This is a genomic window from Pseudomonas poae, from assembly GCF_001439785.1.
GTDB lineage: Bacteria > Pseudomonadota > Gammaproteobacteria > Pseudomonadales > Pseudomonadaceae > Aquipseudomonas > Aquipseudomonas poae.
On record NZ_JYLI01000019.1, the window covers coordinates 24563 to 36810 of the forward strand.

The following is a 12248-nucleotide window of genomic DNA, read 5'->3' on the forward strand; positions in this document are numbered from 1 at the left end:
TCTGATGATTACCGATTCGTCGCGTTTCAAACCCTTTACCGCAGGCTCCCTGCTGCTGTTGTCCGTTGCGGCGCAGGCGCAATACACCGAGACCGGCCAGCCCGGCAACGCCGCCAGCTGGCGCTCCGCCGAGTTCCAGAGTGACTGGGGCCTGGGGCGCATGAAGGCCGATGAAGCCTACGCCGCCGGCATCAACGGCAGCGGGGTAAAGATCGGCGCGCTGGATTCGGGCTTCGATGCCAGTCATCCAGAGGCTTCCACCGATCGCTTTCACCCGGTCACCGCCACCGGCACGTACCTGGACGGCAGCGCATTCAGCACCACCGGCGCGCTCAACCCCAACAACGATTCCCATGGCACCCACGTCACCGGCACCATGGGTGCCGCCCGTGACGGCGTCGGCATGCACGGCGTGGCTTACAACGCGCAGGTCTATGTGGGCAACACCAACGCCAACGACAGTTTCCTGTTCGGCCCCACGCCCGACCCCAGGTATTTCAAGACCGTGTACAGCGCCCTGGTGGACTCGGGCGTGCGCGCCATCAACAACAGCTGGGGCAGTCAGCCCAAGGACGTCAGCTACCAGACCCTCGGCGACCTGCACGCCGCCTATGCCCAACACTACAACCGTGGCACCTGGCTGGACGCGGCGGCCGATGTGGCCAGGGCTGGGGTGATCAATGTGTTCAGCGCCGGCAATAGCGGCTACGCAAACGCCAGCGTGCGTGCCGCGCTGCCGTACTTCCAGCCAGACCTGGAAGGACACTGGCTGGCCATATCAGGCCTGGATATCGCCAATAACCAGAAGTACAACAAATGCGGAGTCGCCAAGTACTGGTGTATTTCCACCCCCGGTGCGCTGATCAACAGCACCATTCCCGGTGGCGGTTACGGGATCAAATCCGGCACCTCGATGTCAGCGCCCCATGCCACCGGCGCGCTGGCGCTGGTGATGCAGCGCTACCCCTACATGAGCAACGAGCAGGCCCTGCAGGTGCTGCTGACCACCGCCACCCAGCTCGACGGTTCGCTCACCCAGGCGCCCAACACCACCGTAGGCTGGGGTGTGCCCGACCTGGGCCGGGCAATGCACGGACCGGGGCAGTTGCTTGGCGCGATGAATGTGAGCCTCGCCGCCGGGCAGGGCGATGTGTGGAGCAATGGCATCTCCGACCAGGCGCTGATCCAGCGCCAGGCCGAGGACCGCGCCGAACAGGCGGCCTGGCAGCAAACCTTGCGCGACAAGGGCTGGCAAAACGGCGTGGGCGCCAATGCCAGCCAGCAGGACCAGACCGATTACGCGGTAGGCACGGCACGCGATCAGGCCGCCGCGCGGCGCCTGTATGAAGGCAGCCTGATCAAGTCTGGCGCGGGCACGCTGGTGCTCAGCGGCGACAGCACCTATCGCGGCGCAACCGTCGTCAACGGCGGGCTGCTGGCGGTCAATGGCTCGCTCACCTCGGCGGTCACCGTCAACGACAGCGGCACCCTCGGCGGCTCCGGGCGTATCGCTGCGCTGTCCGTGAACAGCGGCGGGCGCGTGGCGCCGGGAAATTCCGTGGGCACCTTGCAGGTGGCGGGCGACGTCAACCTGGCGGCGGGCTCCACCTATGCAGTGGAACTGACCCCCAGCAGCAGCGACCGCATCGTCGCTGGCGGCCGCGCGATCCTTGGCGGTGGCAACGTGACCCTGGCCCTGGAAAACAGCCCGACCCTGCTCAGCGCGGCGCAGGCTCAAAGCCTGGTTGGCCGCCAATACGACATCCTGCAAGCAGCCGGCGGCATTCAGGGGCAGTTTGGCCAGGTGTTGCCCGATTATCTGTTCCTCGGTGGGCGTCTCGATTACGCCGCCACGGGCGTACAGCTGAACGTGGTGCGTAACGACGCAACCTTCGCCAGCGTCGCCGCCAACCGCAACCAGCGCGCCGTGGCCACGGCCGCCGAGCAGCTTGGCGCGGGCAACCCGGTGTATGAAAGCGTGCTGCGCTCCGACTCCCTGGCAGGCGCGCAACAAGGCTTGCAGCAGTTGTCCGGAGAAATCTACCCGGCAGTGGGTGCCATGCTCATCAACGACAGCCGCCAGGTGCGCGACGCTGTGGGTGAGCGCCTGCGCCATGTGCCGGTCACCGGCGAGCGCAACCTGTGGCTCAAGGCCCTGGGCGCCTGGGGCAAGAGCGACAACCGTAGCGAAACCGCCGGCTCCACCACCTCCCTCGGCGGTCTGCTGCTGGGCGTGGACGGCGCGCTGGATGAGCAGACCCGCGTCGGCGTGGTCGCCGGCTACAGCGACAGTTCGCTGAACCTGGGCAACGGCAGCCATGGCTCCGCCGCTGTCGACAGCTATCACCTCGGCGCCTATGCCGGGCGTGAAATCGGCGCCTGGCGCCTGAGCCTCGGCGGCGCGTACGGCTGGCACCGTGGCGACGTGAAGCGTGACCTGCAATATGGCGACGTCACCGGCAAGCAAAAGGCCAAGGTGGACGCGCGCAGTGCCCAGCTGTTTACCGAAGCCGCGTACCGCCTGCAACTGCAACCGCTGGCACTGGAACCGTTCGCCAACCTGGCCTACGTACATCTGGCCTACGTACATCTGGACAGCGATTCCTTCCACGAAAAAGGCGATGCGGCGGCGCTGGAGCGTGGCAGTGACCGACGTGACGTGGTGCTGAGCACCCTGGGGCTGCGTGCGCTGAAAACCCTCGCGCTCAACGACCACCAGCAGCTTGAGCTGTCTGGATCGCTGGGCTGGCAACACAGCCTGACCGCCGTCGAATCCGAAGAACATCTGGCGTTCGTGGCCGGCGGCCCGTCGTTCGCCGTGCGCAGCGCGCCGTTGCTGCGCGATGCGGCGCTGGTGGGCGTGCAGGCCAGCCTGGCGCTGAACAACGCGACCCGGGTCAACCTCGACTACAACGGGCAGTTGGGCGGCAGGGCGAAAACCCAGGGCGTAGGCCTGAGCCTGAACTGGCAGTTCTAAGGCACAGCATGAAGCCAGTTCCCACAGGGATCGGCGCTGTTATGGAAAAGCGATTTACACATTGGCAATAAGAAAACTAAGGAAGGTCACCGTGAACACACGCAAGTCAGGGTTAACAACCGCCATTCACGCAGCCTTGCGCCACCCGCGCAGCGCGCCCTATGGCGCATTGCTGTGCTGCCTGGCCAGCCTGGGCACCGCCCACGCCGCCCCCTATGTGGAAACCGGCAAGCCAGGCGATGCCGCCAGTTGGCGCAGCGCTGAGTTCAAGGCCGACTGGGGCCTGGGCGCGGTGCATGCCGATACCGCGTATGCCGCCGGCTACAGCGGCAAGGGTGTGAAACTGGGCATTTTCGACCAGCCGGTGTACGCCGCGCACCCGGAGTTTGCCAGCCCCGACAAAGTGTTGACGATTGTCACCGAGGGCATCCGCCAGTACACCGACCCGTATATCCCGGTAAAAGCCGGCGATGCGTTCCGCTATGACGGCACGCCGTCACTGGGTTCCAACGGCAAACTGGGCAACCACGGCACCCACGTCGGCGGGATCGCCGCAGGCAACCGCGACGGTGGGCCGATGCACGGCGTGGCGTACGGTGCGCAGATCATCAGCGCCGAGAACGGCGACCCGGGCCCCGAAGACGGCATCATCCTTGGCAACGATGGCGCCGTGTACAAGGCCGGCTGGGATGCCCTGGTGGCCAGCGGCGCGCGCATCATCAACAACAGCTGGGGGATTGGCATTGGCGATCAATACGCCAAGGGCGGACGGGATCCGGCGTTTCCCAATTTCACCGTGAATGAAGCCCAGGCGCAGTTCAATAACATCCGCCCGATCCTCGGCACCATCGCCGGCGGTGCCTACCAGGGCGCGATCGATGCCGCGCGCAGCGGCGTGCTGACGATCTTCGCCGCCGGCAACGACTACAACCGCAACAACCCGGATGCGATTTCGGGCCTGGCGTACTTCGTGCCGGAGATTGCGCCCAACTGGCTGTCGGTGGCCGCCTTGCAGCAAAACCCGGACACCGCGAGCGCCAACCCCTATGTGATCAGCACCTTTTCTTCGCGCTGCGGCTATGCGGCGAGCTTCTGCGTGTCGGCCCCCGGCACGAAAATCTTCAGCTCGGTCATCAACGGCACCAACCTGGACAACCTCACCACCGACTACGCCAACTTCAACGGCACCTCCATGGCCGCGCCCCATGTGGCGGGGAGTGCGGCGGTGCTGATGGAGCGCTTCCCGTACATGAGCGGCGATCAGATCGCCACGTTGCTCAAGACCACCGCCACCGACCTCGGCGCGCCGGGCATCGATTCGCTGTACGGCTGGGGCATGATCAACCTGGGCAAGGCCATCAACGGGCCGGGCATGCTGGTGACCGCCGAGGATATTCCGGCCGAGTTTCGCATCGACGGCGCCTACGGCAGCGGGCAGTTCGTCGCCGACCTGCCGGGCATCGGCGCGGTGGTGGATGCCGGCAAACCCACGCAGCGGGTGTGCACCGATGTGCATTGCGGGCTGGACGTGTGGAGCAATGACATTGCCGGCCATGGCGGCCTGACCAAGCTGGGCATCGGCACCCTGGTGCTGAGCGGCACCAACACCTACAGCGGCCCGACCCTGGTCAATCAGGGGCGGCTGGCAATCAACGGCTCGCTGACCTCGGACGTCACCGTCAGCCAGAGCGGCGTGGTTGGCGGCTCCGGGCGCATCGGTTCGCTGCTGGCCAAAAGCGGTGGCACCGTGGCGCCGGGCAACTCCATTGGCACGCTGAACGTGGCCGGTGATGTGACCTTCGACGCAGGCTCCACCTACGCCGTGGAACTGTCGCCCACCCGCAGCGACCGCATCGTGGCCGGCGGCACCGCCACGCTCAACGGCGGCACCGTGACCCTGGCCCTGGAAAACAGCCCGACGCTGCTCAGCACAGCGCAGGCGCAAAGCCTGATCGGGCGCCAGTACAACATCCTGCAAGCGGCCGGTGGCATCAATGGCCGTTTTGCGGCGGTACTGCCCGACTATCTGTTTATCGGCGGCAATCTGAACTACGGCGCCAACGGCGTGCAACTGGATGTAGCGCGCAACGCCAACAGCTTTGCCAGCGTGGGTGTCACCGATAACCAGCGTGCCGTGGCCGCAGCGGCCGAGCAGTTGGGGGCGGGCAATGCCGTGTACGAAAGCCTGCTGCTGTCGCCAACCGCCGCGTCGGCCCAGGGCGCTTTTCAGCAACTGTCGGGGGAAATCTACCCGGCGTTGGAGACGGCCCTGGTCAACGACAGCCGCTACGTGCGCGAGGCCGTGGGCGAGCGCTTGCGCAACGGTGAGATGGGCGCCTCCAGCGACACCGTCGACAGCCGTGGCAACGTCTGGGTCAAGGCCCTCGGTGCCTGGGGCAAGACCGACAGCCGCAGCGACACGGCGGGTTACACCACGTCCATCGGCGGCATGCTCGCCGGGGTTGACGGGGCACTGGATGAGTCCACCCGCATCGGTCTGGTGGCGGGCTACAGCGACACGTCACTGAACATGGGCAGTGACAGCCATTCGCGCGCGTCGGTCGACAGCTACCACTTCGGTGCCTATGCCGGGCATGAGATCGGCGCCTGGCGCTTGAGCGGCGGCGCGACTTACAGCTGGCACCGCGCCGACGTGAAGCGCGACCTGCAATACGGCGACGTTGCCGGCAAGCAGAAAGCCAAGGTCGATGCCCGCAGCACGCAAGTGTTCACCGAGGCAGCCTACCGCGTGAATCTGCCGGCGCTGGCGCTGGAACCCTTTGGCAACCTGGCCTACGTGCACCTGGACAGCGACGGTTTTACCGAGAAGGGCGATGCCGCCGCATTGAAAAGCGCTGACGACACCCGCGACCTGGTGCTGAGCACTCTGGGCCTGCGTGCGTTGAAGGCCTTCAATGTGAATGATCACCAGCAACTGGAGGTGTCCGGTACCTTGGGCTGGCAGCACAACCTCAGCAGCACCGATTCCGAGCAGCACCTGGCATTTGCCTCGGGCGGCCCCTCGTTTGCGGTGCAGAGTGCGCCGATGGTGCGTGATGCAGCGCTGGTTGGCGCACGAGTGAGCCTGGCGCTGAGCAAGGATGCGCGAGTGAACTTCGACTACAACGGCCTGTTGGCCAGCAAGGAGAAGGTCCACGGGGTGGGGTTGAGCCTCGACTGGGCGTTCTGACGCGTGAAGCGTTCCCGCGCCTGGCGCGGGAGCGATCGATTGGCTTTCTCGACAACATCAACAAAAGAGAGGCACGAGCGATGGGTATCTTTGACTATAAAAACCTCGGCACCGAGGGCTCCAAGGCGTTGTTCGCCGATGCGATGGCGATCACGTTGTACACGTATCACAATCTGGACAACGGCTTTGCCGTGGGCTATCAGCACAATGGCCTGGGCCTCGGCTTGCCCGCCACGCTGGTGGGTGCGTTGCTCGGCAGCACCGATTCCCAGGGAGTGATTCCCGGCATCCCGTGGAATCCGGACTCGGAAAAAGCGGCCCTGGACGCGGTGCGCAAGGCCGGCTGGACGCCGATCAGTGCCGCGGCCTTGGGCTACGCCGGCAAGGTCGACGCCCGAGGCACTTTCTATGGCGAAAAGGCCGGCTACACCACGGCGCAGGTCGAGGTGCTGGGCAAGCACGATGATGCTGGCAAGCTGCTGGAAATCGGCATCGGTTTTCGCGGCACCTCCGGCCCTCGGGAAAGCCTGATCAGCGACTCCATCGGCGACCTGGTCAGCGACCTGCTGGCGGCGCTGGGTCCCAAGGATTATGCAAAAAACTATGCGGGTGAAGCCTTCGGCGGTTTGCTCAAGAACGTCGCCGACTATGCCGGCGCCCATGGCCTGACCGGCAACGATGTGCTGGTCAGTGGCCACAGCCTGGGCGGGTTGGCGGTCAACAGCATGGCCGACCTGAGCAGCAATAAATGGTCAGGTTTCTACAAGGACGCCCACTACGTGGCCTACGCGTCACCGACCCAGAGCGCCGGCGATAAGGTGCTCAATGTCGGCTTTGAGAACGACCCGGTATTCCGCGCGCTGGACGGTTCATCGGTCAACTTCGCGTCCCTGGGTGTGCACGACAAACCCCATGAGTCGACTACCGACAATATCGTCAACTTCAATGATCACTACGCCTCGACGCTGTGGAACGTGCTGCCGTTTTCCATCGCCAACCTGCCCACCTGGTTCGCGCACTTGCCCAGCGGCTATGGCGACGGCATGACGCGCATCCTGGAGTCCGGGTTCTACGAGCAGATGACGCGCGACTCCACAGTGATCGTCGCCAACCTGTCGGACCCGGCACGGGCCAACACCTGGGTGCAGGACCTCAACCGCAATGCCGAACCGCACAAGGGCAACACCTTCATCCTTGGCAGCGACGGCAACGACCTCATCCAGGGTGGCAAGGGCGCGGACTTTATCGAGGGGGGTAAAGGCAATGACACAATCCGCGACACCAGCGGGCATAACACCTTTCTGTTCAGCGGGTCGTTCGGCCATGACCGGGTCATCGGCTATCAGCCCAGTGACACGCTGGTGTTCGGCGGTGTGCAGGGCAGCACGGATTACCGCGATCACGCCAGGGTGGTCGGCGCCGATACGGTGCTCAGCTTTGGGGGGGATTCGGTGACGCTGGTGGGGGTGGCGAGTTTGTCGGGGGAGGGGATTGTGATCAGCTAAGGACTGAATGCGGTTGAAACGGTGTGAAGAGCTTTGAACGCAATGCTTAAAGCAATGAGGATCAAAGGTGGGAGGGGGCTTGCCCCCTCCCACAAAGTGCCGCGCTTACACAGCATCTAGAGGCTAGTCTTCCTTGCGCACCGTGGCCACGTCATCAGCCTTGATGCGCATGCGCTTGCCGGCAATATCCGTGAACTCGTAAAAACCGTCGGCGGTCTTGGCGTTGGGGGCGTCCTTGGTCAGGTATTGCGTGCCGTTTTGCAGCGTGACGACCGTTTGCGTGGCGCAACCGGCCAGCAGCAGAAAAGTGAGTGCAACCAGTGGCAGACCCAAATTCTTCATGTTCATAACCCTTACCTTAACTCTGAAAAGTCCCGCAACAGCTGGCTGCGGGCCATAAATGCTACGCCATGGATCCCCCTATCTGATCACTTTTATACAAAAAGTTGCGTGCGCCATTTATCTATTACCGATTGCAACAACGCCTGTGCAACGGCACTCTGTATGCATAACCAGTATTTGATTGTTTGCGCCATGGCCAACCCCCTCGACGATCCCCTGTATTACCTGCACAACTTCCGCCAAGTGCTGCATTGGCTGGGGCAACGCTATGCCGATCTGCTGGATGCCGACGAACAGCATTTCATTCAGCAATTCGACAGGTTGCCGCAGCCGTCCCAGGCGTTGTTGGTGCGCATGGTGATGCGCAAGGGCGTGCATTTTCGCGCGGGCAAGCTCAATTACGTGGAAATCGGTTGCCCCCATGCGGCGGCTGCGCCATTGCTCGGGCTGGGCTGGGTGCAAGACCGAAGCCCGTTGGGGTTTGAGGTGCTGTTCAGCCTGCTGCAAAAAAGCGAACTGCTCGCGGCGTTCAAGCCGTGGATCGAACACCCCAGGGGCAACAAGGCCGATTGGCTGGAACACCTGGCCGAGCAGTTCCCCGATAGCCGCAGTTTTGCCCAGTGGTGCCCGGCGCTGCCCGACACCCTCTACAGCCTCACCGTGATGCACCTGTGCGACCGTCTGCGCCTGATGTTCTTCGGCAATTTGCATCAGGACTGGTCCGAGTTCGTGCTCGCCGACCTGGGCATTCATACCTACGAAAAAGTTGCCTTCTGCGACGAATCACGAGGCCTGCGCAGCCGTGATGACGTGCATGGCTATTTGTTTTTGCACCAATGCCAGGAGGCTTTCGAGACGGGCGAAGCGGTGGAAGAGGTGCTGGAGCAGATCGCCACGCTGAAAACCGACAATCCCTGGCTGGAAAAACGCCGCGCCAAGCTGCTGTTCCAGATCGGTCAACTGTGCGAGCGCAGCGCCGAACTGGTATTGGCCGAGCAGATCTACCGGGCGTGCAGCCACCCCGGCGCCCGCGCACGGCTGATCCGCGTGCTGGAACGCCAGGAGGCCTACGCTCAGGCCATGGCCCTGGCATGCCTGGCGCAGCAGGCACCGCACAGCGCGGCCGAGCAGCAACACCTGCTGCGGGTGCTGCCGCGCCTGCGCCGCAAACTGGGCGAGCCGGCGATGCCCAAGGCCAGGCCGCGTCCGGTCACGCGGCTGGACCTGGCGCTGGCGGTGCCGACGCCTGTGATGTCGGTGGAATACTGCGTGCAGGCGCACCTCAGCGAGCCAGACGCCCCGGTGCATTACGTGGAAAACGGGCTGATCAATTCACTGTTCGGCTTGCTCTGCTGGGACGTGATTTTCGCGCCGCTGCCGGGGTCGTTTTTTCACCCGTTCCAGCGTGGGCCTGCGGATTTGCACAGCGAAGATTTCCATCAGCGCCGTGCGCCGCTGTTCAACGCGTGTTTCGAGCAACTGCAGGATGAGCGCTACAAAACCAGTATCCGCCAACGCTATGTGGAGAAGTGGGGCATCCAGTCGCCGTTCGTGTTCTGGAACCTGCTCAGCGAAGAGTTGCTGGAACAGGCGCTGACCTGCCTGCCCGCCGAGCACCTGCGCTACTGGTTCGAACGCCTGCTGCTGGATATTCGCGCCAACCGCACCGGGATGCCGGACCTGATCCAGTTCTGGCCGGCGCAGAAGACCTACCGCATGATCGAGGTCAAGGGCCCCGGCGACCGCTTGCAGGACAATCAATTGCGCTGGCTGGAATTCTGCGGCGAGTACCAGATGCCGGTCACCGTCTGCTACGTGCGCTGGGCGGAGCAACCCGCTTGAGCTACAGCGTGGCCGTGCGGGCGCTGTGTGAGTTCACGGCCAAGGTCGGTGACCTCGACCTGCGCTTTACCCCGTCGCCCAGTGCCCAGGAAGGCATTATCGGCCACCGCACGGTGGCGTCCCGGCGCAGTGCGCATTACCAGAACGAAGTGGCCCTGGAGGGCGAATACCAGCAGCTCAGGGTACGGGGCAGGGCGGACGGCTACGACCCCGACAGCAATCGCCTGGAAGAGGTAAAGACCTATCGCGGCGACCTCGATGCCCAGCCTGCCAACCATCGGCTGCTGCATTGGGCGCAGGTCAAGGTGTACGGCTGGCTGATGTGCCAGAAGCTGGGGCTGAGCGAGATCAACCTGGCGCTGGTGTATTTCGATATCGTCGGCGAGGGCGAAACCCTGCTCAGCCAGCCCTTCCAGGCGGTGCAGCTCGAAGCGTTCTTCAATCAGCAATGTGCCGTGTTCCTCGACTGGGCACGCCTGGAAATGCAACACCGCCAGGCCCGTAACCAGGCTGCGCAAGCCCTGGCATTTCCCCATGCAGCGTTTCGCCCCGGTCAGCGCGTGCTGGCCGAGACGGTGTACAAGGCGGTGAGCACCGGCCGCTGCCTGATGGCCCAGGCGCCGACCGGCATCGGCAAGACCGTCGGCACGATTTTCCCGCTGCTCAAGGCCCTGGCGCCCCGGCAATTGGACAAATTGTTCTTCCTCACCGCCAAGACGCCCGGGCGCAAGCTGGCCCTGGATGCCGCGCAGGTCTTGTACGACAGCCATCCGCAGTTATCGCTGCGTGTGCTGGAACTGGTCGCGCGGGACAAGGCCTGCGAGCACCTGGACAAGGCCTGCCATGGCCAATCGTGCCCATTGGCGAAGGGCTTTTATGATCGCCTGCCAGAAGCCCGCGCCGCCGCGTCCAGGGTGCGCCTGCTCGACCAGCGCAACCTGCGCGAGGTGGCCCTGGCCCATGACGTGTGCCCTTATTACCTGAGCCAGGAAATGGCGCGCTGGAGCGACCTGGTCGTCGCCGACTACAACTACTATTTCGATTTTGGCGCCATGCTCTTTGGCCTGGCCCAGCTCAACCAATGGCGCGCCGCCGTGCTGGTTGACGAAGCCCACAATTTGGTCGAACGGGCCCGTGCGATGTACAGCGCGAGCCTCGATCAATACAGCCTCAAGACGTTGCGCGACACGGCGCCGGAGCCCTTGAAGAAACCTTTGCAGCGCCTCAACCGTGAATGGAATGCGCTGCACAAGGATCAGGTCGCGCCGTATCAGGCCTATGCAGCGCGGCCGGAAAAGCTGCTGCAGGCACTGAGCCTGTGCGTCGGCGCCATGGGCGACTACTTCAACGAGCGCCCCGAGGCCCTCAGCGGTGACCTGCAGACCTTCTATTTCGCGGCGTTGCAATTTGCCAAGGTGGCTGAGCTGTTCAATGAACACTTCATCTTCGACATCAGCAAGCGTCAGCTCACCGGCAAGCGCAGCAGCTCGACCCTGTGCCTGCGCAACGTGGTGCCCGCCCCATTCATTGGCCCCAGGCTGACCGCCGCGCGCAGCAGCGTGCTGTTTTCCGCGACCCTGAGCCCCAGGCATTACTACGCCGACCTGCTGGGCCTGCCAGCGGACACCGCTTGGGTGGATGTGGAGTCGCCGTTCAAGGCCGAGCAGTTGCAGGTGCACATTGTCGAGCGCATCTCCACGCGCTTTGTGCATCGCCAGGCGTCGCTGGAGCCCATCGTCGAACTGATCGCGCGGCAGTTCACCGCGCAACCGGGCAACTACCTGGCGTTTTTTTCAAGCTTCGATTACCTGCAACAGGTCGCCCAACTGCTGGCCGAAAGGCATCCGCAGATCGCCCTGTGGCTGCAGTCGCGCGGCATGGCCGAGGCCGAGCGCCAGGCATTTCTCGACCAGTTCACCCAGCACAGCCAGGGCATCGGCTTTGCCGTGCTGGGCGGCGCGTTCGGCGAAGGTATCGACCTGCCTGGCGCGCGCTTGATCGGCGCGTTCGTGGCGACCCTGGGCCTGCCCCAACTGAACCCGGTCAATGAGCAGATGAAGCTGCGCATGGGTGCGATCTTCGGCGCCGGTTATGACTACACCTATCTGTACCCCGGGCTTCAGAAAGTGGTGCAGGCGGCGGGCAGGGTGATTCGCAGCCAGCAGGATCGCGGCGTGGTGATGCTGATCGACGACCGCTTTGGCGAGGCGCGGGTGCGTCAGTTGTTGCCCAAGTGGTGGGCAGTGCAGTCCACCGGCGTCTGATGGTTTCAGGCAGCCACATTCCTGTGGTGGGTGGGCTTGTTGTGGCGAGCGGGCTTGCCCTAATGACGTTCAGTTAAGCGCAGATTCCCTGTGGCGAGCAGGCTTGTCCTGCGTTGGGCTGCGCAGCA

At 64.1% G+C, this 12248-nt stretch carries 6 protein-coding genes; 5 read left to right on the plus strand and 1 reads right to left on the minus strand.

What is annotated here, in order from left to right:
• Positions 1 to 4: 4 nt before the first annotated feature.
• From eprS to TU75_RS20385, 3 genes are all read left to right on the plus strand, one after another.
• Positions 5 to 2977 (plus strand): autotransporter serine peptidase EprS, encoded by a 2973-nt coding sequence (gene eprS, locus TU75_RS20375; protein ID WP_060549913.1) that lies wholly within the window; start codon positions 5 to 7, stop codon positions 2975 to 2977.
• 91 nt (positions 2978 to 3068) lie between these two features.
• Positions 3069 to 6167: an autotransporter serine protease gene (locus TU75_RS20380; protein WP_082630503.1), complete on the plus strand. Its 3099-nt coding sequence runs from the start codon at positions 3069 to 3071 to the stop codon at positions 6165 to 6167.
• Positions 6168 to 6247: 80 nt separating this feature from the next.
• Positions 6248 to 7672 (plus strand): polyurethane esterase, encoded by a 1425-nt coding sequence (locus TU75_RS20385; protein ID WP_060549914.1) that lies wholly within the window; start codon positions 6248 to 6250, stop codon positions 7670 to 7672.
• A gap of 123 nt (positions 7673 to 7795) precedes the next feature.
• Here TU75_RS20385 and TU75_RS20390 read toward each other — a convergent pair whose 3' ends face one another.
• Entirely contained in the window at positions 7796 to 8020 is a 225-nt protein-coding gene (locus TU75_RS20390) for a YgdI/YgdR family lipoprotein (protein ID WP_003230142.1), read from the minus strand.
• A gap of 186 nt (positions 8021 to 8206) precedes the next feature.
• On the opposite strand from TU75_RS20390, the gene TU75_RS20395 reads away from it, so the two are divergent.
• Together TU75_RS20395 and TU75_RS20400 are read left to right on the plus strand one after the other, a co-directional pair.
• Positions 8207 to 9856, plus strand: a complete 1650-nt coding sequence (locus TU75_RS20395; RefSeq protein WP_060549955.1) for a VRR-NUC domain-containing protein — start codon at positions 8207 to 8209, stop codon at positions 9854 to 9856.
• Entirely contained in the window at positions 9853 to 12120 is a 2268-nt protein-coding gene (locus tag TU75_RS20400) for an ATP-dependent DNA helicase (RefSeq protein ID WP_060549915.1), read from the plus strand. Before TU75_RS20395 ends, TU75_RS20400 begins: the two co-directional genes overlap by 4 nt.
• Positions 12121 to 12248: the final 128 nt, after the last annotated feature.

Bases quoted from the DNA above. Each gene is read 5' to 3' on its own strand.
- TU75_RS20390 (WP_003230142.1), bottom strand. From the start codon at position 8,020: ATGAACATGAAGAATTTGGGTCTGCCACTGGTTGCACTCACTTTTCTG.
- TU75_RS20395 (WP_060549955.1), top strand. From the start codon at position 8,207: ATGGCCAACCCCCTCGACGATCCCCTGTATTACCTGCACAACTTCCGC.
- eprS (WP_060549913.1), top strand. From the start codon at position 5: ATGATTACCGATTCGTCGCGTTTCAAACCCTTTACCGCAGGCTCCCTG.
- TU75_RS20385 (WP_060549914.1), top strand. From the start codon at position 6,248: ATGGGTATCTTTGACTATAAAAACCTCGGCACCGAGGGCTCCAAGGCG.